Source organism: Fructilactobacillus sp. X3R5C2, assembly GCF_059901175.1.
In genome coordinates, this window is the sequence record NZ_JBWXVC010000001.1 from 119,228 (window position 1) to 144,501 (window position 25,274).

Consider the following 25,274-nt stretch of genomic DNA (forward strand, 5'->3'; position numbering starts at 1 on the left):
TTATTTATTTACTATCTATTCGTTTTCTTCAAACTTTTTCTCTTTCTTGGATACAACACAAGGTCTAAATCACCCTTAGATCCAAACTGACCTAAGTAGACATCCTGAATGGTGCATCCCTGTTTTTCACACATTTGTTCAACTTGATTGTCATTTAAGTTACGACGTTTAGCAACGTTTTCGTTTAATTGACCATCGGTGATAATGGGGTAGTTCATAGTAGGTTCATCGTTTAACGTCACGGTCAATTGACCGTTTTCTTCAAGAGTGGCGTTCTTAACGTCCTTGAAGTCGTTAACCCCATGAGTTCTGAGCTTGAAAGCAAGCTGATTAGCAGTTAAACCGTTCCGCAATGCACGGTTGACGTTTACGACACCATTTAAAATCAGTATCTGCGGACTTCCGTTAATCAGCTTGTTCAGCGTATTACTCGTTCCGGTTAAGAACTTACTTGCAAAGACGATAACAGACCAAATTAACAGAATGATGACAAATTGAATTGGAGTGATGTCTTGGTTGTAAATAACACCACCAATAATTCCACCAAGAATATAGTTTTGTAGTTGGTCGACGGCATTTGATGGAGCCAGGTTACCTTTACCAGAAAGGTTAATCTGTAAGACAATCATGATGAATCCAATCAGGAACTTCAAGAAGATGGTCCAATATTGAGAGTCACTACTACTCCACGTGAAGCCACCCTTGTTGATATGCTTGGGTTTAGATACTAGTTTAGTTGGGGTGACAGTGTAGTTGGTCATGTCAGTATTGAAGTGAACCACGTAGGCGTCTTTTCCCGCTTGAATCGTCATTCCATCAACCAGATTATTGCTACTAGCATACATCTGGTTTAGCGGAACTTTTTTCTGTTTACTGATGTTTTTCATGATTTGGACGGTCTGAGTAGTTTGACTATCAGCGTTTTTTTGCTGAAAGACTCGGCCCGTCTGCATCGCGATAATCAGTGCCCCTAACATCGTAACTAGGATGAATAGGCTTCGAAATCTTAGATTACTTCTATTTCGATAATAGAAGATCCCAGTTCCAATGATGACCAACGCAATCACAATGATTAAACCAATAAAGATGTAGTTGGTAAAATTGAAATTGTGGGAAATAAATGAATATGAATAAAGCTTCACAACTCTCACTCCAGTTCTGTATTAGTTATGTAACAATTATACTCAATTCAGGCGGTTTGTGTTTTATATTTAGCAAGAAATTAACTTTTTGTTTATTTTATTGTCTGGCAGGACGTGAAAATGGTATTAATCTAAAGCTTATGAAAGTGATACAATGGTTTGTGCTATAATATCTGTATTATTAACGTATCTATTAATTAAAAATAATATATACATTAATCGTATTATCATTTATAAGTAGGAGTGGTATTATCAAATATTCAAATACGCAATGGGTTATATACAAAGCCTCTGAGCTACTATCTAGCAAACTATTTGTATTATTAATATTACTGGTAGCGTTTGTTATTTTAGTCCTTGGATATGTTTTGATCAGAAATAGTTACTATCAAGACAAGGCAAGCAATAGCCATGGCATCAAACCAAATCATAAAAAAACAGGTGTATGGCTGGTTTGTATTGGGATCGTCTTCATCGGAATCTTTTTTGTTGGCTCTAAGTACGTTAAGGCTAGAGCGGTGGACCCGAATGAGATTGAAAGGACGAATCAAGTTAACTTTGATGAGACTGGTACGATCACCAACATTAATCAATCTGATGATAATTACTTGTATGAGATTAAGGTTAACGGTAAACGTAAAAATCAGACCGTCTATGTCTCGATGCTTGATAAACCCGTTAGCATGGACGTTCAACCGCCAATTCATCCCTTCAGTGGGACGATAATTACGCAACCAGTGATTAGTAATGCAACGGTGGGCAGTAAAGTAACGTTAAGGTCATGTAAATACGACTTTAAGTATAAAAACCATAAGGATTTTGTGCCTAATGACGATTCTGCTAATAAACAGTTGAAATTATTAAATGAGAATTACGTAAATGGAGTTGTAACCGAAAAATGATAAAAGATTCAATTTATTTTTTAAAAAAACATGAATCTTCTTTGTATCTGTGTGCTCTGGTAATCGGAATCCTCGATGCATTAGTTGGGACCACGATGATCATTAAAATGCATCCAGTCATTGGACACGTGTTACATTTAGTGCTCCTGTTGGCGTTTGTCTATGTGTTTTTTAAGATTTTTTTCTTTGATAACTTAAAGCCGATTTATTTGGTGGGAATTTTCGTCCTAATTACCTTCATATTCATAAATGGTCATTTTGCCAGAGACCAAAGTTTGTTATATACGATGGTGTTTCTTGTTGGTATGAAGGACGTTCCGATTAAACGGATTATTAAAACGGAAATAATTGTTACGATCTGTGTGATTGGGGTAGTTATTTTATTTTCCGCATTTGGTATTTTGCCAAACCTGCAATTCCCACGAAACGGATTAATTCGCAATAGTTTAGGATTCGTTTACCCATTATTATTGTCCTCAGCGGTCTTTTTCTTAAACGTTGCGTTAGCGAGTTATTTATTGATTAATAAAATATCGTTTAAGAACAAGCTGATTGGTGCATTAATAATGGCAGTTGGAACGATTGCCATTTACTTGATTACTGATTCCAGAACCGATCTGTTGCTTAACATCGCGATCGTGATTGTTATCATCCTTTCATGTTTTTCCATTAATTTAAGAAATCGATACACGAAGATACTGGCGGAACTGACACCGCTCTTGATTGCCTTCTGGACCATCATATCAATGATTTTTTATAAAAATGATAGTCTTTGGTTAACTTTAAATAAGCTGTTTAGTAACCGGTTGGCTCTGGTGCATGAAGCCTATTTAAAGTACATGCCAGGCATGTTTGGTCAATACATTAAGCAGCGTGGAAATGGCGGTAAGGTGAGTGATGTCTTACATTACTTTTACATTGATTCCAGTTTTTCACGGGTGCTGTTTATGGATGGCTACATTGTGTTTGTAATATTGATGGTTTTAATTACCATTGGACTTGTTCGTTTATTGTCGAAAGACAGTGCGGTGGCCTCATATTTAGCCTTGATTATTATCATTACACTAATCGAAGGGGTCTTTACCGACCACATGTTTTATGCTAATAACGTCGCCTTGTTTATGATCGCTGGTCAGATCATGGAACTAATCAGTCAACGTGGTGCTAGTGAGAACCTTTTGAAGAGTGCCATATAAAGTTTATTGAAGTGCTTTGTAATTACTAGGGTGAATCTAGTAGTTACAAAGCGCTTTTTTTGTGAGTAAATTTAATGCAAAACACATTTATTCTATTTTTCTACGTATTTCATAAAAATGCGTAGTCTTTTAATTGATGGTTATGTTTTTTGAGAGAAACACATATGCTATAATTAAATTGAACTACTATAGGTGGTTTGATTTTTGACATTTATTAATAAACATGAGGTTTGTTTGGCGGTAAGAAATATAAAAGAACAAAGAAGAAAGTGGAAAATTAGCAAGCGTAGAAAAAATATGCTTACTTTAATAAAGTTAGGAATGTCTTCAGAAGTTGTTTTTGACTTTATTTTTAATAATTTATCAGTTGAGGATTATGTATCCGGTCCTGAAATAGATAATCACGTTCCTCCAGTCCCTGGACAAATTTGGAAATTTGGATTAAAAATTAGTGGTAAAGAATTATATCTTAAATATCAGATAAAGGATACCGGGATAATTTGCTGGATTTCAATTCATATTGCTGAACATAAAATAAATTATCATTTTAAATGAGGTGAATTATATGACACGTAAGCTTTTTAATGAAGAATTAGATAAATATGACGTTTATCAAGATGTTTTTCCTACTGAAACAATCAAAGTTAAAGATGAGTCGATTACTTTAAGAATGCATTATTTAAAGGATTCAGAGGGTGAACTTTGGGTTGATTTTAATGATCCTGAAGAAAATTTGCGTGTCGCCTTTAATAAATATCGTGAAATAAAGGGGTTTATGTCGCCAATCGAAGTGAAAAAAGTTCGTAGACGATATGGTTGTACGGTTCGAAAATTTGCTAAAATTCTTGGGATAAGTTCAAGCATGCTTAATCGGATTGAAAATGATAAAATAGTTCAAACGAAACAACAGGATAATTTATTTAAAGCGGCCCAAAATTCAGCAATTTTTAACACGTGGACGACTGATCATCACGATTTTGCTACCAAAACGGGGAAACTAAAGGAGTCTTTTTAATGGAGTCAAAAAGTAAAGAGGAAGCATTAAACAAAAAGATTAAGAATCTGCATAACTTTGCCAACTGGGGCTTAACGCCGCTAGTTGTGATTTTTATCGTGGTTTACTTTTTAACCAAGCCAACCTCGATCTGGACGATTTTATTGGCATTACTAGTGGTCTTTACGACGTTTATCGTCTGTGTAATGGCGCTAGTTTACATTCACCAGAAGAAGAAACTTCAAAAGGAAGCCAATCAACAGAATTCTGATCAAAAATAGCGAGATAATGGCGGTACGATAGGTAACCGTCTTTTTTTGTGGCAATTAATTAGTGTATAATTGATGATAATTAAGAAGTTAATCACAATTATTTATAAGAGGAAATCATGAAGAAAAATAAATATGCTAAAACGACGTTAGCGGTTCTTTTAATTTTGTTAGCGGCCCTTTTCTTAGTTGCGCTTCAGTACTTTTCACACAGTATCCTACTAGGAAACGACTCGCTCTTTCATTTTAATCGCATTTATGACGTTGAAAGACAGCTTCAGACCGGCAACTTCAATTATTTCATGACTAACTATGGCTTCAATCAGACCGGGCGAATCGTCAACGCGGTCTATGGACCTTACATGGCATTTATTTTGGGTGTAGTTTTGCTAACGACTAAGAGTTGGTTTAGCTTCCAGCTGGTAACGAGTTTTGTCCTGTATGTCATCGCTGGATTGGGTTCGTACGGCTTGCTTCGCCGAGTCAAGGTCAATCTTTTTTTTGCCACAGCCGGCGCCATTATTTATTTATCGCAAAATTTCATTACTGGTTGGCAGACTGATGCCCAGTTCCTAGCTTGGGGCGCAGCGATCCTGCCGTTTGCGGTGATGGTGGCTCTTGATTTAATGGACGGTTCACCGAAGAAGATCCACGTGACATTAGCGTTAGTCGTTGCGATTTTACTTGAGATGCACATCCTGAGTGCCTTGTTCACGGTCATTATGCTAGTCCTATTTGCGGTCGTTGGTCTTTGGCGTTCCCGAGCTAAGTGGCAGTATCTAGGCAAGATTGCGTTGAACGTGCTCTTAACGTTGATTTTGGCTGGAAACTACTTCGTGGGCTTCTTGAACATTTTCGGGAAAAACGAGCTCATGCCACCGTTTATGATGGAGGACATGAGTACGTATTCGGCTAATTTTAATTTTTATAATAATTTACCCAATGAAGTTGGAATCGTGCTGACTCTAATTTGTGTCTTCCAACTGGGTTACATGATTATTGCCAAAAAGAAGAATCTGACTAACATCGTGGTCACGATTGTGGGTGGCTTGTTTCTCCTAGTATCATCGGCAATTCTACCTTGGAACGCGATGGGTGAGAAGTGGACCTACATGCAGAACTTTATCCAGTTCCCATACCGTTTCTTTCCGTACGCGGCAATTTTGCTGATGGTGGGTTTCTTCATATCTATCAGTCAGATTAGTAGTGACTGGTACGAAAAAATCAGTGCATCGCACGGTGATATTCGCTATAATTACATGAAAATTTTCATCGGGATCGTGGTATCCGTCATGGCGGTTGTTGCCCTCTGGTTTGCATATTCAAACGTTCAGTATGGTGTAGATGTTTGGCATAACCCAAAGAGTTCTCCGATTAAGCGTAATATGATTAGGGCCCTTCCAAACGTGGAGACACCACGCAAGTACCTGCCACCAGCTAAGAGTCCGTTTAAGAAAAATTTGAGCGTGAAACAGGTTCGCTTAGACTTTATAAGTGGCAACCTTGATAAGCCATTGCGCGACGTTTCTGAGTCAAACGGGGACTACTTGCCAAATGATTCTGGTAATCCCAACTTTAATTCGGTTGGATCGCAGTACCATACGGATGTCATGAATAATCATGGCTTTAAAAAACAAGTGAACCATAATGGTGATTTAACCGTTAAGTGGAACACTGATACCAGTCAGATGAAGAATGATTATCGAACCGTTCCGGTAATTTTGTACCATAGTTCGACGGTTAAACTGAACGGGGCCAAACTTAGTCGTAATCAATATCGCGTTTCCGATATTGGAGCGGCAAGGGTTAAAGAAAAAGCTGGTCAAAATCAGATGACGGTTGGATATCAAAACCCGGCTCATTTCATGGCAGTGGTTGCTCTATCACTGTTGGCATGGATTGTGACGGTCGGATGCGTGATGATTAAGGGAATTTATCATTGGTTGAAAAAATAATAGACATACAAAAAAGATTGAGCCTTGAGAAAGGTTCAATCCTTTTTAGTGTTAAAGATTATTCCAGTTAATGCCTTTACTAATATCAGAATAGTGATCTGGATTCTGGTCTTTTTGTCCCTCAAGTGCCTCTTTGAGTTGACCATTCTTTTTTAGTTCTTCGGTTTCCTTTGTAGCACTATTATTTTTCGTTTTCATCATTGGCCACCACGACTTTCCCAATCATTTGCTTACTTTCGACTAACTTGGTAGCTTTTCGTAAATTTTCGGCATTGATGGGATCAAACTGCTTGGTCATGGTGCTTACTAAATTCCCCTCATCGAGCATGATACTAATCTTATCCAAGATTTCGTGTTGGGTGATCATGTCAGGAGTATGGAATTCGGATTTGGTAAACATGTATTCCCAGGCGAAGCGAGCACGTTTTTCCTTTAATTTACTCATGTCGAGTGACTTGCCAGAGCCGGTGATTGATACAATTGTGCCAGATGGGGCAATTAACTCACAGATTTCGTCCCAGTACGCGTCGATGTTACGTAAATCTAAGATGTAGTCAACGTATTTGAAGCCCTGGTCGTGAATCTTTGAAACGATGTCATCGTGGTAGTCAACAACGATGTCGGCGCCGTGATCGAGTTCCCACTGTTTCGTCTCATCTTTTCCAGCAGTGGCAATGACTTTGAGGTTAGCGCGGTGGGCCAATTGGGTCGCAATTGAACCAACTCCACCAGCACCATTGATAATTAAGATTGATTTATTGTGGTTCTGTTCGTCACGGTCGTAAAAGTCAATGTTCATCTGTTCAAACATGGCCTCCCACGCCGTTAGGCTAGTGAGTGGCATGGCGGCAGCGTGAGCATTGTCTAACTTCTTCGGGGCAATGCCAACGATGCGTTCGTCAACCACCTGATACTCACTATCGCTACCTGGACGAACGTGTGAACCGGCGTAGAAGACGCGGTCACCAACCCTGAAACGATTGGTCTTAGAACCAACTACCTCAACGATTCCAACGGCATCCCATCCGATAATTTTCGGTTCTTTTAGTGGCTCTTTTTGAGCTTCACGGGTGAAAACATCCACTGGGTTAACCGAAACGGCAGCCACTTTTACTAACAGGTCGTGTGGTTCCGGTTTGGGCACTTCGGTGGTGAAATCAAACAGACTCTTGGGGTCATCAATTGGTAGGTATTTTGTGTAACCAACGGCATTCATTTCTTTAGTCATAAGCGTTCTCCTTTTTCGTATTCTACCCCTAGGATACCACGCAGACGGCGATAATTGTTTCCCTGGAGTTAGGTTACCATCACATTTTATGATAAAATGATGATATGGAAAGAGTGGGATGAGGTAAAAAAATGCAAAGATTGTATTGGGATTCCGTTCATGTTAACGGGGATAAAGTCTTCTTCACGATTGACGATCATGGATTGAATTTCGTAAGCAGTCCAGGTCAAGGAGTGTCTCAACTGCTTGATTTTTATACGAATGATCATTTTGAGTATGCCAAAAATAGTGAGCACAGCTTGCAGTATCGTAAAACAATTAAAAACTATTTGCGAGGTAAGTCAACCAGTCTTGATTTGCCAACTGATTTTATGGGGTACGGTTCTGATGAAGACCGGTTGATTTGGAACGAAATTGCCCAGATCCCGTTTGGTGAATTAGTTACGGTTTCCGATCTGGCAGACCGTTCTGGTGTTAGTCAGGATAAAGTGGAGGCTGCCATTTCAAGAAGTCCCATCTGGATCGTGTTGCCACTTCACCGGGTAACGGATCGAAACGGACGGTATCCATACCGGACAAACGAAATGACCCGTGATTTCTTGGTAAATCTTGAGCATCCTAAAAAGTAAATAATGAAATCGAGATTTCAGTCGTGAAGTCTCTTTTATTTTCGATAAATTGATGTGAAATGACTTTTGTAAAAATGTGTGATGTTGTATAGTCATAATCACAATCAATTAATGAATGGAGTATTTAAAATGAAACATATTATTAAGGCAGATAACGGGCGAGTGTTTAAACGATTGGTAGCGACAGGAGTCAACGATAACAGTAATCAGTTTGATTTCAACAAGGTCAGACCGATTCCGCAACAAATTAGGGACGTAATCGTCGATAATTATTTGTCAAACGCTGCAATTGGGGTGTACATGGTTAACGTTGACTTTAACCGGGATGACATTCCGTCGACGGTGGAGGCGCTTGCGGCTGACATGAATCACAATGGGGATGAATTCTACGACCACGTCCAGCGTGACCAACAGAAGTTCCTTTCAACTTTCATGGAGGTCTACGGTCAATTTGAGCAACCCATGGATGACAAGATGAAAGAGGCCACCATTGCTTCACTTCAACGTGGCTACATTGGGGCTAAAAAGTATTTGATTAAGGACAATATTGACTTAGACGTCTTTCAACCATATGATCCAGAGAAGGTTTTGCAACCGGACTTAAGGGAGGGTTTTCAAGGCATTGACCTGAACGTACTTGCTTGGTTGTCCAAACAGGGTAAGATGTTGATTAATAACTACATTGCCTTTCAGGCCTTTAATCAGGAAGACTGGACCAACGAGAACTGGCGCATTACCGAGAATGCGTTTGATACTGAGATTGATAAAAAAGAAAACACCATTACTTTTCATACTAATGAAATTGTCGGCTTGACTGATTTGTTTGAGACCTTGTTGGTTAAGTCCGATGCCCAGGCGGATGATGTGAGGTATATGTATGAGTTGTAGGATGTAACAGAAAAGTATTTTTTATGAAAAAGTCTCTGTGAAGATAAGTAATTAATGCGTATATGCACGATGTAAACCATTTAGTTAATTAATTTAACTAAATGGTTTTTATTATTGGTTAATTTATTGTTTTGTTTCTGATTAGAAACAAATGGTATAATGATATTAGCCAAGGGAGATATGGTGATAAGCACCATGAATAATGCATCTAAGCCTAAAGTTAAAAGTGTTTTAAAGAAGATCGAACAAAATCGATCAACTTGGTAGGTAAGCAGACGCTCTAAAAACCTGGAAACTCAAATTAAATTAGATATGGATTCAGTAGGAATCATGAATTTTATGACAATCTTTCTTGGAAGGATTATGTTTGTGGTCCAGAAAGTGATAACCACATTCCATCAATTTTTGGAGACATTTGGGTATTCGGGTTAACTAGATTAAATTATGATTTGTATTTAAAATTTCAATTGAAGAAGAATTCAGTATATTGGATTTCAATTCATATTGCTGAATATCCAATACAGTATCGTTATAAGTAGGAAGGAGAAAATAATGACGAAATTATTATATAATCCAGAAACAGACCAAACTGGTCAATACCAAGATGTCTACGAAAATAAAACTGTCAATTTTAAAGGCGTAGATGTTAATGTTAACGAACATTTTCTCGTTGATGAATCAGGTGAAAAATGGCTGGATTTTAATGATCCAGATGAAAATATTCATAAGATATTTGATGCTTACCGTAAATTAAAGGGGTTTATGGTGCCAACAGATGTTAGAAAGCTCAGGAATAGTTATGGATTGTCTAGTAGGGACTTTGCTAAAACATTGGGGATGGGATATGGAACACTGAACCAGATTGAAAATAACCATATTGTACAAAGTACTCAACAAGATGCATTGTTTCAGATGGCAAAGAATAGAAGTGCTTTTGAAAGGCTAGTAATTGAACATCATGATAATCACAAGCTAGCAACTGAGATGGAATTGTAATACTTATTTTTGAGATACATTGTTTTATGTTCACTCATTAACAAATTACTCTCAATAAGCTAAACTTAAGTCATCAAACAGCTCACTTTATTTCGCAAAGGAGACTTCCCATGACCCAATACATTTTAGGAATTGACATCGGCACCTCAAGCACCAAAGCCATCTTGATGACGACCACTGGTGAAATTATCGCTCAAGACAAAGCTTCATATCAGTTAGAAACCCCACATCCAGAATGGGCGCAAGAGAATGCTGACGACTGGCTCCAGGCGGTGACGTCCTTGATTAAAAAATTGGCCCAAAAAGTCGATAGTACCCACATCATTGGTATTGGCATCGACGGTCTTTACGGTGGTTCTGGAGTTCCAATTGACAAAAGTGGTCAACCACACGGTCCCGCGTTAATTTGGATGGATCGCCGGGCTACAAAAGAAACCGAAGAAGCACTGAAACTTGTCAGTAAGTCAGAACTGATGGATATCACTGGCAACTTGGCCGATCCGTATTACGGTTACACTAAAATTATGTGGCTGAAACAAAACAAGCCGGAGTTGTACCGCGACACTTATCAATTTTTGCCACCAGAATCGTACGTCATTTACAAGTTAACGGGGAACATCAGTATTAATTACTCTGCGGCTGGTAACTTAGCGGGGATTTTCAACATTAATGATGATGAGTGGTCAACTGAACTGGCCACTAAATTAGGCATTGATTTAAAAAAATTGCCACAAAAGATGATTGCTAGCACGGATGTCGCCGGTCAAGTCACTGACAAGTGGGCGCAAAGGCTAGGCATCGAAGCTGGAACACCAATCTTTAATACTGGGGTTGACGTTGGACCAGCGACGGTTGGAACTGGCGTCCTTGGCACCGGTCGCATGACGATTGCATTAGGAACGTCAATGAATGCGGCGCTTGTGACCGACAAGCCACTTAAAGATGACAATCTGATTATTTGGCCGTACGCTTACAAACCGAAGGAATACTACTATAACTTTGCCGGAGCTAACACGGCTGGCGCGGTAATTGCGTGGTTCACCCGTGAATTCGCTCAGGAAGTTGATAATAATAACAGTACGAAAATGCTGGACGAAGAGAGTGAGCACGTTCCCACTGGTAGCAACGGCTTGGTTGTTTTACCGTACTTTATGGGAGAACGCAGTCCAGTTTGGGATTCTAACGTTCGGGGAACCATCTTTGGGATTTCAATGACGACAAAACGTTACGAGTTATTTAAGGCGTTTCAGGAGGCCATTGCCTATTCCGTTCGTCAGAGTATTGAACAGTTTGGGGATCATATTGGCGACTCGTTTACTCTAGTTGGTGGTGTTAGCAGCTCTAAAAAAATGGTCCAGATCATTGCGGATGTGACGGGTAAGACCGTCAAAACGACTGATTCTGGTGGTGAAGCCGACCTTGGAAGTGCCATTCTGGCAGGAATTGGATTGAATCAAATTCAACCACAAGCAGTCCAGAAGTGGGTCAAGATTAATGAAAAAATTGAACCCAATCCAGAAAGACACGAAGAGTATAACAATTACTATGAGTTGTATCGTTTGGCGTATACGGATACGAAGGACTTTTATAAAAAATACAACAAGCTAGTTAATAATCATGATTAACTAAATTTCACACTGAAAGATGTTTTATTATTTTATAATTAAAAGATAAAATGAGTGCCTATCAACACTCATTTTTTATACCTAAATACTTAAGGATGTGTTTTCAATTAAGTCGTTAACCAAAAATCATTTATTTCAATTAATTGTGTTTTACTTTGCTATTTTAATATCATTTCCATGTGTTCACTTAATTTATGAACTTACCAATAAGGGAATTGCTGTATTTGCGGTTACATACGTCGTTTTATTTTTGTTTTTCTATTTGGTAAATTTTTGGTGGTTAAAACAGCCAATTTACTTAAAATCAAACATCTCGTTTAAAAAGCAGTGGATAATTGATGTAATAATACTAATTTATATTTGCTTAGTTGTATTGCAACTGTCTTCCGTAGATATCTTTAGAACGGCAATGATTAAGCTATTGATAATTTCGTTAGGCTCAGGCGTTTTAGAGGAATTTCTTTTTAGAGGAGTCATTTTAACCATGTTATTGTCAATCTTGCTTCCCGTTCTAAAAAATAAAACCCATCTTATTTGTCTCATAGCGGTCATGGTTAGTAGTCTGATGTTCTCGGGAACTCACTTAATTAACATTGAAACCCTTCATCAAGGATTATGGATAACGCTGGTTCAGGTCCTGTTCACGATCTCAATGGGAATCATTAATGGTGTGATTTATCTTCGGACCAGAACCATTCTTTTTCCAATGTTGATGCACTTCTTGTGGAATTTTACGACTTCAGCTAGTAATGGAATCCATGAAGTCCTTCCCGCTAGTGAGATTGTCTCGGCTGTTACAACGATGTCGATTGTGGTACTTGTTAGTTTATTGTTTATGGTTTGCTTTATTAGAAAATCTAATTCACAAAATATCATTAATGATTTTTTATAAGCCCTCGTTTTTGACATTCCCGCTTCACAGCGACATACTTCTCCATGTATTCCAAAGTATTCCAAAAAGAAAGAAGTATGGTAATAATGAAAATTGCAGTCTACGGCGCTGGTTCACTTGGGACCATTATTGGTGCATATCTCACCAAAGCATACGGCAAAGACAACGTAGATTTGATTGCCAACAATCCCCAGCACGTTAAGGATTTAAATGATCAGGGTGCGACGGTTACTGATACGGCTAACTTTACCGTTTCTGTATCGGCCAAGACTCCAGATGAATTAAAATCGGACGAGTATGATCTCATCTTACTTTTAACCAAGCAGACTCATAATGATGAAGTTCTTCCCAAGGTTAAAGAAGTGTTGAAACCGGATGGAACTTTAGTTTCACTTCAAAACGGGGTTCCAGAAATTGCGATTTCAAAGGTCATTGATCCCGCAAACATCGTTGCTGGTTCGGTTGAATTTGGTGGGACCCAACTTAACCACACGGAATCCGAATTGACCACGGCACTTCCTGCCTTTGAAAATGCGGCGTTTCAGATTGGTGAACTTGACGGGAAAGACACCGACCGCATTAAGAAGGTCAAAGACGTGCTGAGTCACGTTGGTGGCACCATCATTTCCGATAATTTACTTGGAACCAAATGGTCTAAACTTTTGGTTAACTCATCGTTTAGTGGGTTATCAGCCGCAAGTGATGCTATGTTTGGACAGGTTGCTGATAGTGAGGTTGGCTTAAAGAGTGCGCTAAAAATCGTCAATGAAGGATTAAAGGTCGGTCATGCTGACGGTGTGAAATTTGCCAAAATGGGAAATCATGACCTCAGTTCATTTACTATCGAACATCCCAATGATGAACCAGCACAGTTGTCCTACCTGAAGTCCGCGATGAACAACAGTAAGAATCTAAAGGCCAGTATGCTGCAAGATTTGGAGAAGGGCAGAAAGACTGAGGTTGATGACATCAATGGAGTGATCTCCGAGACGGGCAAGAAATATGGAATCAAGACTCCATTCAACGATTTGGTTATTAAAATTGTTGAAAATGCCCAGGATATGGGGAAACTACCGAAGTTTGATGATACCATGGACCAGTTTCAACAATTACTTGATAGCAAATTGTAATTATTGTAATGAGGCTTCTTACAGTACGTTATAATTATTCGTTGTTTACTTTTAAAATATGTAATATTATGAATCTCTAAAGGAACTTTGAGAGGTTCATTTTTTGTGTTTAAATATAAAGTGTATGAATTAATCGTATCTTAGAAAGGCGAAAAATGACTGTTGCAATATCAATCTTTATTTTTTTGTTTCTGGTCTGGTTACTGTTTGAGTTTATCAGCAGTGCCGCTTGTGGTTGTCTTTTGTTGATGTTTCTATTAGTCGCTACGATTGGTTTGTTTGCGGCTAATTTCTGGATTCTCGGACTGATTATGTTGGTATTAGTTGTATTTGGGGCGTTATTTAATTATTAGTAGCGTCGATTTTTCTTAAAATTACAGTAAATTAAAATTGTCAGCTCTGATTAAACATCGGGCTGGCAATTTTTTGACTTAATTTTTATTATCATGTTGTTCATGCCACTTCTTGATTTGTTTAAGGCGTTCCTTGAACCGGATCTCATGGCCTTCACTCGTGGGTTTGTAGTAGACGTGGCCTTCAACTGATGGTGGCATCGTTTTCATCGTCGTTAGTTTGTCTTGATAGTTATGCGCGAGTTCATATCCTTTCCCGTAGCCCAAGTTTTTCATCAACTTGGTGGGAGCGTTTCTGATTTGCAGTGGAACGGGATCGTCAGCGGTTTCCTTGACGTCTTTCTTGGCCGCCAGTCGTGCCTTATAGAGGGCGTTTGATTTTGGTGCGAGTGAGAGGTACGTAACGGCCTCTACGAGGTGGACGTCACACTCTGGCATCCCCAGAAACTGACAGGCTTGAAACACGTTAATGGCAACGTTTAAGGCGTTGGTATCAGCTAAGCCAACGTCTTCACTTGCAAACCGCACCAGTCGTCTGGCAATGTAAAGCGGGTCTTCTCCACCATCTAGCATACGGGAAAGCCAGTAAATGGCGGCGTCAACGTCACTATTACGCATCGATTTATGCAAAGCTGAGATAATGTTGTAGTGTTCTTCGCCATTTTTGTCGTACAGCACAAACTTATTACCAATCAGTTGTTTCAGACCATCTAACGTTATTTTAGTGACACCGTCTTTTTTGTCACCGTTGAGGACGGCCATTTCCAGGGTGTTTAAAGCTTTTCGGGCGTCACCGTTAGCAAAATTAGCAATTTCGTTAATTTCATCTTTGCCAATCTTGATGTTCTGTTTGCCAAAGCCATTAGGATTCTTTAAGGCGTTGCTTAAGAGCCTAACCACGTCAGACGGTTTTAAAGCGTGCAGGACGAAGACCTTACAGCGTGATAGTAACGCCGAATTGACTTCAAACGACGGATTCTCGGTGGTGGCTCCAATCAAGATGATGCTACCCTGTTCGACGTAGGGTAAAAAGGCGTCCTGTTGGGCTTTGTTGAAACGATGAATTTCGTCGACGAAGACAATCGTTTTTTGCCCAATTGCTTGATCTTGCTCAGCCTGACGCATGATTTTTTTAATTTTGCTGATGCTGCTGTCGGCCGCACTGAAACTATAAAAGTTTGATTGCGTTTTTCTGGCGATAATTTCGGCCAAAGTGGTTTTACCAACCCCAGGTGGTCCCCAGAAAATCATGGAAGAAACCTGGTCGTTTTCAATTAGTTCTCTTAAAATTTTTCCCTCTCCAAGGAGATTTTGCTGTCCCACAAATTGGTCTAAAGTCTTGGGACGAACCCGACTGGCCAAGGGGACGTTTTGGTCTTGATTATTAAAAAGTGATTCTTGCCGCATGGTTACTCACTTCGATTCTGCTAGAAAGTTTAGTCTTTAATTAAGTTTAAGTTAATACACTTGGGGAAATCATGCAATCAATGGGTTTAAAAAAGCTCTCTGATTAAAATTTTAATCAAAGAACTTCTTTTGCTTAGATTTCATATGATGGTTTAGTGGATAATAAATCTTTAACCTGTTCATCAAGGGTTGGTAATGGTCTACCAATGACCTGCGGCAGGTCCGGATCGTTGTCAGTATTGTTTGCCAAGATTTCTTGATGAGTCATGCCAAATTTGACGGCCTGTTCGTCGATGTTTTCATCTAAGACCCCGGCCCTGATCATGCCTTGAACGCCGACCATGAAATTAATTGAACCCTTGTCATAGCCACGTTTTGCTAAAGCTTGGCGGTAGTTGTCATCGTTTAACAAGTTAACTTTAAAGTCCTTATTGGTATTGGCAACGACTGAGGCTGCTAGGTCGGCGTAGGTGTGTTCGTTGCCATAGAACTCATAGACATCCTTGGTCTTTTCGTCGCTTGCCATGACCTTGGCCGCCGCAAACGCGTAGTATTTCTCTTCGGCCCAGCCAACTTTGCCGTCACCAGCGGAGAAGATAAAAGCCGCTCCCTTAGCGGAACGTTTGATGAGGTCGAGGTCGTTTTCTAGGTACCAGTTGTTTCTAAGAAAGGAATGGTTGATGCCAGTTGCCTCAATTAATTTTTCGGTCTTGGCGTGGTCCTCTGCTAGTGGCACCTTGGCGATGTCAGCGTGGGGGAAGCTCGTATAAGCGATAAACTTGACCTTAGCTTTGACGGCGGCGTTGACCACGTTTTCGTGTTGGACGTAGCGGGGATGTTCTGGATCAGGTTGCGATGAGACAAATAGGAGCTTGTCAATTCCATCAAAGGCCTGATTCAGACTTTCAGTGTCATTATAGTCACCCTTTCTGATTTCAACTCCCGCAGGATACATCTTTTTGGCTTTTTCCGTGTTTCTAGCGATTACGACGATGTCTTCGACAGGGACCAGTCGAATCAAGCCCAAGATAGCACGTTCACCGAAACGACCCGTTCCGGCAGTAACTCCATATTTCATAGTATTTTCTCCTTCATTTTCGTTATCTAGAAACTAGCATGAATCTTTTCAAAAGGCAATTAAACCATTTTTGGAAATGATTCTTTATGAAAGCCACGATGATAATGATATAATGGGAACGTATAAACAGAAGAGGAGGGTTTAGTATGAGTGACAGAAGACCTAGTGAAAAACAAGAAAAGAACTTATTGCATAAGTTAGAAAAAGACGATCACAAAAAGGATCGTGGCCATGAAAACCGTTCAACCGATGGGAAGGAAATTCATAAACACATCGAACGTAGTGACCGTCCTGAAGAACCAAATAAGGATCGCAAATAATTAATGGTACAAAAAAAGATCGCGAATCCGCGATCTTTTATTTTTGATTAGAATGAACGAACAATTAACAAAATTCCAAAGAACATGAAGTAAAATGCCACTAAGAATAATGCAACTGACATTGCCATGGCTGGTTGGAATAATAGAACAATTCCTAAGATCAAGCCAATAATACCAAGAATGACTTCAAACCAGAAGTAACCCTTGTGGTTTCTTTCGGCAAATCGACTGTACCATAGTTCAAACAATGAATCGATGATGAACCAGATTGATAACATCAACCAGATGTAGATTCCACCAACGGCAGGGTCTAAGAAGATCAAGATACCAATGATGATATCAAGCACACCGTTAATGACAAGCCAAACTGGTGACATCCCTAATGATTTGTCTAGTTGAGAAATTTCAGCAATCTTGAAGATCCCTTCAACGATTGACAAGATGGCAATGACGAAAACTAATGCCTTAAATGAGTTCAATGGATTCTTCAAAATGAAGAGTGATAAGATCACACTCAGGATTCCGATAACCAGTGAAAACGGGTCAAAGCCCTTTGTTTTACTAAACATATGAACACTCCTTTTTATTTATTAGCCTAAGCTTAAATTCATTTTACCAAAATTTAAGAAATAAACCACCATTGAAATGTTAAATGACGTAATTTAGGGAGATATTTAACTTTAAGGGAAGTTAATTGGAATAATTGACGTATCCTAGTTATGAAGGCTAGCTGGTTTTGTCAAAGACGCTAGCGTTAAATGATTGAACTAACAAATTATTCCTAAAGAATTGTCACATTTGTTAGGTTACGTCACAAAAATATAATACAATGAACTGTGGTTACATAATTTTACAAATATTAATATCGAGGGATTTTTTAGCTATGAAAAAGAAAATGCATGTTTGGAAATACTACGCGGCCGCATTTATCATTCCGGTCGTAGTGGCTTCCATCGTCTTCGCAATTTACGGAATAACACCATTTGGTAACCATAATCTACTTATCAGTGATTTGCTCACGCAGTACATGCCATTTTTTAAGTTACTTCGTGATCAAATGCTCCATCATACCTTTAGTGCATACTCGTTTTTGGTCTCGATTGGTGATAATACTGTTCCGATCTACACTTACTATTTAATGAGTCCTCTGAACTTATTGGTTTCATGGTTCAGTGTGGTTCACATGCCAATTCTGATCTCAATCATCATTTTGATTAAGATCGGACTAATTGGTTGGTCAATGGCCTTCTTTTTGAAGGTGAAGTATCACAGACAGGACATGATGCAAATCATGGCTGCCGTAGCATACAGTTTGAGTGGTTACGTTGCCCTCTACTTCTATGATTTCATGTGGCTTGAGGCTTTAATGATTCTACCGCTTTTAACCCTTGGAATTGAACGACTGTTTTATAAGGGGAAATGGGGCGGATACGTCGTCGCTTTGACGGCCATCATTATCATGAATTACTACATGGGCTATATGCTGTGTATTTACTCTTTGATCTATTTTGTCTACCTCGTCTTTTTGAACCGTCCAGCTAAAACTGGGTTTTGGCATTACTTAAAGGTTCATGGTTCCATGACGTGTAAGTACGTCGTTAGTTCGATCATTGCCGCCCTGTTGTCGTGTTTCATGTTGATTCCATCAATTGTGGGGATGCTTTCAACCAGTAAGGGATTATTCAAAATCTGGGACTTTCTGCCTTATCCAAGGTTTAGTCCTGCTGTTTTTGTTAATCTTGGGGTGGGAGCCAATAACTTTATGGGCCGTTTGTCCCATGATCCCAGTATCTTTGTGGGTACGATCTTCATCATGGGCCTCCTGGTGTTCTGGTTATCGAAGAAGATTACGAAACGACAGAAACACGCTTCCTTCTGGCTAGTTGGGGCAATTTTCGTCGGGATGTGGATTACCACTTTTAACACTATTTGGCACATGTTCCAAAATCCAGCTGGATTCCCGTATAGAGAAGCCTTCATGTTCGGTTTTGTGACCATCATGTTCGCATATGAAGCTTACATTAACGGAGCGTTTAAGGACAATCGAGTTGTTAAAAACGCTGGTTTAATCGTTTCCTTCCTGTTAGTAATTGGGTACGGTTGTGGCGATTTGGTTGCCTTATTTAACCACATGCATCAGTATGGCATTCAGCTTATTGCTGGGAATTCCCACTTAATTTATGCTTTAATCTTTGTCTTAGTAACCACGTTGTTGTTAATGGCAACGAATCGCTACGGCAAAAAGATTTGGTACCTGCTTTTCGCAGTCCTGTGTGTTGAGATGGGAGTTAACCTCTATCTTTCCCTTCAGGGACGACGGATTGATGCGTTTAGGAATGCTCCTGCAATGTTTGGGAATCAGAAAAAATTTGAAAATGCCTATAACCAGTCTAAAGGCATTATTGACCAAAAAGTTGATAATAAGAAGAATCAAACGACGTTCCATCGTAATGACGTGAATAATCAACTGTACAGTGGGATCTTTGATCAGGATTACAACCAGTATAATGATGGAATTATCTTTAATTACCGTGGGGTAAGTGGCTATAGTTCAACTTTAAACATGCATACTCAAGCAGTCCTTTCTAATCTGGGATTATCGTCAAGAAACGTGCGCCGGGTTAGCGTGATTGGTAGTTCGCCGATTACCGACCAACTACTTGGAGTTACTAATCGGTTAACCATTTTGAAAAATGGTCAGACGATCAATAAAAAGAATGAACGCTATAGTGGACTGGGCTATGCGGTTTCTGATCGGATTGTTAAGACCAAACTAAACAAGGGTCATGTTTTTAAGAACTTGAATCGTTTCGTTCAAGACGAGTCCGGAACCAAGAAGAAGTTCATGCATAAGGCTCAGGTTACCGTTAATAATTCTGGTAAGTACCGTTATCAGACGGTTGATCCATACGATACTAGACAAATGGATACGGTGGACGGATACAAGTATAATTTGACGGTTAATCCGGTTATTTCCGGTAACCAATACATGTATCTGAGTCAGGCCAACCTCTACAAGGATAAAATCTTTGTGAATGGCAAGAAGATTCCTGAAAGATACCGGATGATCGGGACTGAAAACGTTAAGTTAGGTCATTTTGATAAAGGACAGAAATTTACGGTTAAGATTATTTCTTCTAATAGTCTGAAGGAGAAGAGTCTATTAAAGAGCTTCTCTGGCTTAGACGGTGTGGCTTTCAATCAATTTGTTGACGAAACTCAGCCATACAAGCTGAGAGTGGATCATCCTGAGAACCTGAAACTTTCAGGATCCGATTTCACTGGTCACGTTAAGACGAGTTCAAAGCGCAACGTGCTCTTATTGAGTATTCCTTATGACAAGGGATGGCACGTGACTGAGAATGGCAAGAAAGTCAAGACTTTGATGGTTGCTGACGGCCTTACTGGGATAAAATTAAAGCCCGGTAAACACACCCTTCACTTCCATTACCGCACTCCAGGATTGATCCTGGGATTGCTTTTGACCCTAGTTGGAATTTTGGGGGCATTCTGCGAGTGGCTATTCTATCGAAAACGAAATAAATAGAAATTAGCATTCCCAAAATACTTTGGGAATGTTTTTTGTTATAATTGGGTTAGAGTTAAGGAAACGAGTGAGGTAATAAATTATGAAAGTAACTGCATACTTAGTACGACACGGACAAACCTATATGAATCTTTATAACAAGGTACAAGGTTGGATTGATTCACCCTTGACCAAAAAGGGACTTGAGGACGCCGATAACGCTGGTGAACGATTGAAGGACATCAATTTTGATGCGGCCTTTAGTAGTGATTCTGGTCGAGCCATTCAAACCGCCCACCATATTTTGCAAGCCAACAACAATAACATTAACATCATTAGTTATCAGTTCCCCGAATTACGGGAACAGTTCCACGGCTACTTTGAGGGTGAAAACTTGGAGCAGATGTGGCAGTTTGTTGGTGAGCAGGTCAAGACGACTTCTGAGGCTGGGGTGCTCAAAAACTTTGGTCTTGAAAAGGCTCGTGATTTGATTGCCAGAGCCGATTTGTACAATAATGCGGAGGACAACAAGACGTTTTGGAAGCGAGTTGACCGTGGAATTGATCGAATCCGAAAAAACACCAAGGATGGTGACAAGATCCTGATTGTTTCTCATGGGATGACCATTCGTTCCATCGTTGATCGTTATAATCCAGCGTTGGATATTGGTGAACCAGCTAAGAACGGTAGTATCACTAAACTGATTATTACTGATAAAGATATCAAGGTTGAGTATTTTAATAGTTTAGATGAACAAGTCTAAAAAGTCGGGACAAGCGTCCCGGCTTTTTCTTATGCCTTTTTCAAATGATTTACTTCTTAATTTGTGAATAATATAATTATGACAGTTTAAAGGAGGAGTAAAAAATGGTTGAATTATATGCAAGTCCTAGTAATTATGTCCAAGGTTCAGATGTATTAATGAACAGTGCGGACCGAATCGGTAAGTTTGGGAAAAAGGTGCTACTTCTATCAAGTGGGACGGAACTAAGAATGGTTGGAAATAACTTTGCTGATTACTTGAAACAACATGACTTTGACGTAACCGTCGTTGATTTTGCCGGGGAGTCATCTGAAAGTGAGATTGATCGGGTCACTAAGATTGGGCAAAATAACGATGATGACATTGTCATTGGTCTGGGCGGTGGCAAGGTGTCCGATAGTGCCAAAGCGATTGCTGACAACTTGAACACAACCGTAGTGATTGCCCCAACGATTGCCTCGACGGATGCGCCATGTTCACGGTTATCGGTAATTTACACTGACAGCGGTCAATTTGACCACTATCGTTTTTATAAGAAGAATCCTGACATGGTGATTCTTGATACCAAGGTGATTAGTCAGGCGCCAGTCAAGTTTCTGATTTCAGGAATGGCTGATGCCATGGCGACTAACATTGAGGCGACAGATACCCGCAAGTCGAACGGGACGAACATGCTAGGTGGAAAATCAACCCTTGCTGGCGAAGCGATTGGACAAATGTGTGAACAAACGTTGTTTAAATATGGCAGTTTGGCAGTGGCTTCAAACGTGGTTGGATCGGCTACTTCCGAACTTGATAAAGTCGCTGAAGCCAACACGCTTCTTAGTGGAATTGGTTTTGAAAGTGGTGGATTAGCAGCTGCTCACGCCATTTATAATGGCTTTACGGCTTTAAGTGGTGAGATTGACCAGTTATCTCACGGACAGAAGGTCGCCTTTGGAACCCTATGTGAGTTGGTTCTGACTGGTTCTGATCACCGTCAATTTGAGAAGTATTTGAAATTTGATCTTGAGTTTGGCTTACCAACGACGCTAGCGGATCTGAAGTTAGGGAAAGCTAGTGATGAAGAGTTAATGAAGGCAGCCACTCAAGCGTGTGATCCAAGTGACACCATGGCTAATTTACCAGTTTCAGTAACACCAATAGATGTGATGAATGCCATGAAAGCTGTTTCTGAATTCAGTCATGAGTATCAGGTTAAGAATGGGTTAGGGAATTAAAATGAATAATCGTGATGATGTAGTTGAATACGTTAAAAAGAAGTTTGATGTTGAACCAGATCGACCTTTTAAAGAATATCCGAAGTACTTGGCTTTTCGTCACAAAGATGACCAGAAGTGGTTTGGCTTGGTCATGAACGTGCCTCAAAATAAGTTAGGATTAAACGGAACCGATGAGATCGATGTCTTAGACGTGAAAGTTGATCCAGATGTTGCCGGACTTTTGAAACAGTCTAAGGGATATTTACCGGCTTATCACATGAACAAGGAGCACTGGATTACGGTTGTGCTTGGTGAAGTTGATTCAAAACAGGTCCAAAAGATGATTCAAGATAGTTTTAAAATGACCTTAAAGTAAGAATTAAAGCTAAGTAGATGATGACACCGCCGTCAAAGATAGTATCTCGCATACTAAACTGGGTTTCGTGATATCTAGTTGATTGAGATTTAGGCGTGTAGCCACGGGCATCTAAAGTATTGGCTAGCTTATTAGCGTGGTTTGTGACCGCGTACAACAGTGGAATAATGAGTTGAACGTGGAGTTTGATTTTCTTGGTCAATTTTGATGAAGTAAAGTCAACCCCACGGCTGGTTTGGGCAACTTTCAGGTCGTTTAGTTCACCTAAAATGATGGGAATAAACTGCAGGGTGAGGGTAATCATTAACGAAAACTCAGATACAGGTAGATGCAGATAAGTTAATGGTCTCAGTAGTCGCGAGATTGCCTGCGATAAATAGGATGGACTGGTCGTAAACGATAAAAGCGCGGCCATTAGAAGCAGAAGGATGATTTTGACGCAAATTTGGCTTCCATAAAGCCAACCACCCACGTTCATTTGATTTATATATAAATTCTGATTGGTTGGAAAAATTCCATGATAAATTAAAATAAACACTAAAATAAATAAAATGGGCTTGATGGAACTAAGTGCCATGCTTACCTTGATGTGTGCCAGGTGATACAGACCAATTAGTCCTAAAGCACCAATTCCAATTTGAATGGTCGTGGTTGACCACATGAACGTGATCGTTATGAGCGTGATACTGATGAGCTTGGTTCGCGGATCTAATTGCTGCATGAAGGAATGATTGTTTGCGTATGTGCCAAAGATAAAATTATTCATGTTTGAGTTGTAACACCAGACTAATTTTCTTGGTGGAAGCGCAGATTAGACTAACGATTACGGCCTTGATGATATCACCAGGGATGAAGGCTAAGTTTGAAACTAGTGAGGCCGTCACTGACATGTGGGCAATCACTGAAAGGTACAGGGCCCCAAAAACATCAATCAGAATCACACCACCGATGACATTAGCAACAAGATACTTCCAGAAATTAATCTTCTTCCACAATTTTTCAACTAGGAAGCCAATAAGAAAGGCGGCAATGGGCCAAATGATGAAGTAACCACCGGTCGGACCCGCTAAAATCCCTAAGCCGCCACGTCCACCTGAAAGGACTGGCAGTCCAATTAAGACCAGGATGACTACCAGTAGGGCACTTAGAAAGCCGTTTTTCTTACCTAGAAAACTTCCCTGAAGCATGATGCCCATACTTTGTAGCGTAATTGGAACTGGGATAAACGGCAGTGTCAGCGGTGGAAAGAGGCCTAACACAACGACGATTGCGGCAAATAGTGCGTCATAAACAAGTTCTTTGGTTTTCATGATTATTGCTCTCCTTAATTAATTACTTAAATGTCTTTATTTAAGATTATCGATTAAATTCATGAGAAACAATCATTTCATTAAATGATGTGGACCAAATGTTGTTGGAACAATTATTTATCCGAAAATAAAATTGAGCCACATATTTATTTTTGCAACCTATGCCATCTGCATATGACTTATGAATACAAGAAAGCAGTAGACAGGTTGTCCGCTGCTTTTTATATCATTTAGAATAAATAAAAAACATGGTTTATTCTAAATTGACGAATTGATTGCTATAATAAAAATGAAGTTGCATTAGAGTTATCCAATTGTATGTGACTTTTGTGGAGTCGTTATCATGCAATGAAGCTCAGCGTCTTCTTTTCTAGTCAATTGACTAGAAGGGATCCATATAAAAAAGAGGTCACACCTTCGTGTGGCCTCTTTTTCGTATCCTTTAAAAGAACTGTTTAATATTATTAGTAATTTTCCGCATGTCCCGATCGTCTAATTTCGCGACCAACTTGGTTTCACTTCTAACTTCCATGTCCACGGTTCGGACGTGCTGAAGCATGGCAGTCCCATGAACGTTTTTGTTATTGACCTGAAAGTATAGTGGTGATTTCACGTACTTCTTTTCTTCCAAGTACTTAGCGGAAGAACTGATTGGGATTACAATCACCGTGTTCATTAGATGATTATAGTGATTGTTACTAACCACCAGACACGGACGTTTTTTCTTGGTTTCGGTGCCAAGTGCCGGTTCAAGATTAACGAAGTAAATCTCACCTTGTTTATAATTCATTAATCGATAACCTCCGACCCCTGATCAGGGCCCCAATCTTGTTCCGAACTGCTGACGTTACCGTATTTCTTTTCCTGATCTTCAACTATTTTCCAAAACCCTTCAAAGGATTCTTTAGGTGCCATTGTTACCGAACCATCTTTTTGAATTGTAAATTCCAGTTGGTCGTTTTGCTTAAGATTGAGAATGTCACGGACGGTTTTTGGAATCGTAATTTGATTCTTACTCGTCATTGTTGCTGTGATTTTAATTTTGTTTGTCAACATGCATTAACCTCCCATATGCCCTCATCCAATGTAGCTC

General features: G+C 39.6%; 28 protein-coding genes. 18 read left to right on the top strand and 10 right to left on the bottom strand.

The features are described from left to right. Positions 1 to 11 precede the first annotated feature (11 nt). Complete coding sequence (locus AC6UD4_RS00545; protein ID WP_500693351.1) at positions 12 to 1,142, bottom strand: DUF3290 family protein; 1,131 nt, start codon at positions 1,140 to 1,142, stop codon at positions 12 to 14. Between the two features lie 368 nt (positions 1,143 to 1,510). Between AC6UD4_RS00545 and AC6UD4_RS00550 the strand changes: the two genes are divergently transcribed. The 6 genes from AC6UD4_RS00550 to AC6UD4_RS00575 all read left to right on the top strand — a co-directional run bounded on the left by AC6UD4_RS00550 (position 1,511) and on the right by AC6UD4_RS00575 (position 6,458). Continuing rightward, the gene (locus AC6UD4_RS00550; RefSeq protein WP_500693352.1) at positions 1,511 to 2,044 is read left to right on the top strand and encodes a hypothetical protein; all 534 of its coding nucleotides are present in this window, start codon (positions 1,511 to 1,513) and stop codon (positions 2,042 to 2,044) included. Continuing rightward, positions 2,041 to 3,240, top strand: coding sequence for a hypothetical protein (locus tag AC6UD4_RS00555; RefSeq protein WP_500693353.1), 1,200 nt, complete (start codon positions 2,041 to 2,043; stop codon positions 3,238 to 3,240). Before AC6UD4_RS00550 ends, AC6UD4_RS00555 begins: the two co-directional genes overlap by 4 nt. A 204-nt stretch (positions 3,241 to 3,444) precedes the next feature. Beyond that, positions 3,445 to 3,795: a hypothetical protein gene (locus AC6UD4_RS00560; RefSeq protein ID WP_500693354.1), complete on the top strand. Its 351-nt coding sequence runs from the start codon at positions 3,445 to 3,447 to the stop codon at positions 3,793 to 3,795. Positions 3,796 to 3,805: 10 nt separating this feature from the next. Beyond that, positions 3,806 to 4,255, top strand: a complete 450-nt coding sequence (locus tag AC6UD4_RS00565; RefSeq protein WP_500693355.1) for a helix-turn-helix domain-containing protein — start codon at positions 3,806 to 3,808, stop codon at positions 4,253 to 4,255. Next, a complete protein-coding gene (locus AC6UD4_RS00570; RefSeq protein ID WP_500693356.1) occupies positions 4,255 to 4,515 on the top strand; it encodes a hypothetical protein in 261 nt (86 codons plus the stop codon). The genes AC6UD4_RS00565 and AC6UD4_RS00570 overlap by 1 nt, the downstream gene beginning before the upstream one ends. A gap of 107 nt (positions 4,516 to 4,622) precedes the next feature. After that, on the top strand, positions 4,623 to 6,458 hold the full coding sequence (locus tag AC6UD4_RS00575; protein WP_500693357.1) for a putative glycosyltransferase family protein: 1,836 nt from the start codon (positions 4,623 to 4,625) through the stop codon (positions 6,456 to 6,458). A 51-nt stretch (positions 6,459 to 6,509) separates the two neighbouring features. Here the strand turns inward: AC6UD4_RS00575 and AC6UD4_RS00580 are convergent, their stop codons facing one another. Together AC6UD4_RS00580 and AC6UD4_RS00585 are read right to left on the bottom strand one after the other, a co-directional pair. Beyond that, entirely contained in the window at positions 6,510 to 6,656 is a 147-nt protein-coding gene (locus AC6UD4_RS00580; protein ID WP_500693358.1) for a hypothetical protein, read from the bottom strand. Further along, positions 6,640 to 7,686 (bottom strand): zinc-binding alcohol dehydrogenase family protein, encoded by a 1,047-nt coding sequence (locus AC6UD4_RS00585; RefSeq protein ID WP_500693359.1) that lies wholly within the window; start codon positions 7,684 to 7,686, stop codon positions 6,640 to 6,642. The genes AC6UD4_RS00580 and AC6UD4_RS00585 overlap by 17 nt, the downstream gene beginning before the upstream one ends. Before the next feature lie 131 nt (positions 7,687 to 7,817). Here AC6UD4_RS00585 and AC6UD4_RS00590 point away from each other — a divergent pair, with 131 nt between their 5' ends. From AC6UD4_RS00590 to AC6UD4_RS00620, 7 genes are all read left to right on the top strand, one after another. Then, the gene (locus AC6UD4_RS00590; RefSeq protein WP_500693360.1) at positions 7,818 to 8,315 is read left to right on the top strand and encodes an MGMT family protein; all 498 of its coding nucleotides are present in this window, start codon (positions 7,818 to 7,820) and stop codon (positions 8,313 to 8,315) included. A 129-nt stretch (positions 8,316 to 8,444) separates the two neighbouring features. After that, a complete protein-coding gene (locus AC6UD4_RS00595) occupies positions 8,445 to 9,203 on the top strand; it encodes a hypothetical protein (protein WP_500693361.1) in 759 nt (252 codons plus the stop codon). Between the two features lie 552 nt (positions 9,204 to 9,755). Then, the gene (locus tag AC6UD4_RS00600) at positions 9,756 to 10,199 is read left to right on the top strand and encodes a helix-turn-helix domain-containing protein (RefSeq protein ID WP_500693362.1); all 444 of its coding nucleotides are present in this window, start codon (positions 9,756 to 9,758) and stop codon (positions 10,197 to 10,199) included. 110 nt (positions 10,200 to 10,309) lie between these two features. Further along, complete coding sequence (locus tag AC6UD4_RS00605) at positions 10,310 to 11,824, top strand: FGGY-family carbohydrate kinase (protein ID WP_500693363.1); 1,515 nt, start codon at positions 10,310 to 10,312, stop codon at positions 11,822 to 11,824. Positions 11,825 to 12,233: 409 nt separating this feature from the next. After that, positions 12,234 to 12,716, top strand: a complete 483-nt coding sequence (locus tag AC6UD4_RS00610) for a CPBP family intramembrane glutamic endopeptidase (protein ID WP_500693364.1) — start codon at positions 12,234 to 12,236, stop codon at positions 12,714 to 12,716. An 86-nt stretch (positions 12,717 to 12,802) separates the two neighbouring features. Beyond that, entirely contained in the window at positions 12,803 to 13,846 is a 1,044-nt protein-coding gene (locus AC6UD4_RS00615) for a ketopantoate reductase family protein (RefSeq protein ID WP_500693365.1), read from the top strand. 155 nt (positions 13,847 to 14,001) lie between these two features. Continuing rightward, entirely contained in the window at positions 14,002 to 14,199 is a 198-nt protein-coding gene (locus AC6UD4_RS00620; protein ID WP_500693366.1) for a hypothetical protein, read from the top strand. A gap of 78 nt (positions 14,200 to 14,277) precedes the next feature. On the opposite strand, the gene AC6UD4_RS00625 is transcribed toward AC6UD4_RS00620, so the two are convergent. Together AC6UD4_RS00625 and AC6UD4_RS00630 are read right to left on the bottom strand one after the other, a co-directional pair. Next, positions 14,278 to 15,606, bottom strand: a complete 1,329-nt coding sequence (locus AC6UD4_RS00625) for a replication-associated recombination protein A (RefSeq protein WP_500693367.1) — start codon at positions 15,604 to 15,606, stop codon at positions 14,278 to 14,280. A 133-nt stretch (positions 15,607 to 15,739) separates the two neighbouring features. Next, positions 15,740 to 16,684 carry an NmrA family NAD(P)-binding protein gene (locus AC6UD4_RS00630; RefSeq protein ID WP_500693368.1) on the bottom strand — a complete coding sequence of 315 codons (945 nt, stop codon included), beginning with the start codon at positions 16,682 to 16,684 and terminating at the stop codon, positions 15,740 to 15,742. Between the two features lie 146 nt (positions 16,685 to 16,830). Between AC6UD4_RS00630 and AC6UD4_RS00635 the strand changes: the two genes are divergently transcribed. Next, the gene (locus AC6UD4_RS00635; RefSeq protein WP_500693369.1) at positions 16,831 to 17,004 is read left to right on the top strand and encodes a hypothetical protein; all 174 of its coding nucleotides are present in this window, start codon (positions 16,831 to 16,833) and stop codon (positions 17,002 to 17,004) included. A 47-nt stretch (positions 17,005 to 17,051) separates the two neighbouring features. Here AC6UD4_RS00635 and AC6UD4_RS00640 read toward each other — a convergent pair whose 3' ends face one another. Further along, positions 17,052 to 17,573 carry an HdeD family acid-resistance protein gene (locus tag AC6UD4_RS00640; protein ID WP_500693370.1) on the bottom strand — a complete coding sequence of 174 codons (522 nt, stop codon included), beginning with the start codon at positions 17,571 to 17,573 and terminating at the stop codon, positions 17,052 to 17,054. A gap of 314 nt (positions 17,574 to 17,887) precedes the next feature. Here AC6UD4_RS00640 and AC6UD4_RS00645 point away from each other — a divergent pair, with 314 nt between their 5' ends. From AC6UD4_RS00645 to AC6UD4_RS00660, 4 genes are all read left to right on the top strand, one after another. Further along, positions 17,888 to 20,551 (top strand): YfhO family protein, encoded by a 2,664-nt coding sequence (locus AC6UD4_RS00645; RefSeq protein ID WP_500693371.1) that lies wholly within the window; start codon positions 17,888 to 17,890, stop codon positions 20,549 to 20,551. An 82-nt stretch (positions 20,552 to 20,633) separates the two neighbouring features. Beyond that, positions 20,634 to 21,293, top strand: coding sequence for a histidine phosphatase family protein (locus AC6UD4_RS00650; protein ID WP_500693372.1), 660 nt, complete (start codon positions 20,634 to 20,636; stop codon positions 21,291 to 21,293). Between the two features lie 104 nt (positions 21,294 to 21,397). Next, positions 21,398 to 22,513 (top strand): glycerol dehydrogenase, encoded by a 1,116-nt coding sequence (locus tag AC6UD4_RS00655; RefSeq protein ID WP_500693373.1) that lies wholly within the window; start codon positions 21,398 to 21,400, stop codon positions 22,511 to 22,513. 1 nt (position 22,514) lies between these two features. Beyond that, a complete protein-coding gene (locus tag AC6UD4_RS00660; RefSeq protein WP_500693374.1) occupies positions 22,515 to 22,871 on the top strand; it encodes an MmcQ/YjbR family DNA-binding protein in 357 nt (118 codons plus the stop codon). On the opposite strand, the gene AC6UD4_RS00665 is transcribed toward AC6UD4_RS00660, so the two are convergent. The 4 genes from AC6UD4_RS00665 to AC6UD4_RS00680 form a co-directional block, all read right to left on the bottom strand. Beyond that, the gene (locus tag AC6UD4_RS00665) at positions 22,852 to 23,637 is read right to left on the bottom strand and encodes an energy-coupling factor transporter transmembrane component T family protein (protein WP_500693375.1); all 786 of its coding nucleotides are present in this window, start codon (positions 23,635 to 23,637) and stop codon (positions 22,852 to 22,854) included. The two genes, AC6UD4_RS00660 and AC6UD4_RS00665, sit on opposite strands and share 20 nt — an antisense overlap. Then, the gene (locus tag AC6UD4_RS00670; protein WP_500693376.1) at positions 23,630 to 24,181 is read right to left on the bottom strand and encodes a biotin transporter BioY; all 552 of its coding nucleotides are present in this window, start codon (positions 24,179 to 24,181) and stop codon (positions 23,630 to 23,632) included. Before AC6UD4_RS00670 ends, AC6UD4_RS00665 begins: the two co-directional genes overlap by 8 nt. Before the next feature lie 442 nt (positions 24,182 to 24,623). Next, positions 24,624 to 24,971 (bottom strand): type II toxin-antitoxin system PemK/MazF family toxin, encoded by a 348-nt coding sequence (locus AC6UD4_RS00675; RefSeq protein WP_500693377.1) that lies wholly within the window; start codon positions 24,969 to 24,971, stop codon positions 24,624 to 24,626. Further along, positions 24,971 to 25,237, bottom strand: coding sequence for an AbrB/MazE/SpoVT family DNA-binding domain-containing protein (locus tag AC6UD4_RS00680; protein ID WP_500693378.1), 267 nt, complete (start codon positions 25,235 to 25,237; stop codon positions 24,971 to 24,973). The genes AC6UD4_RS00675 and AC6UD4_RS00680 overlap by 1 nt, the downstream gene beginning before the upstream one ends. Positions 25,238 to 25,274: the final 37 nt, after the last annotated feature.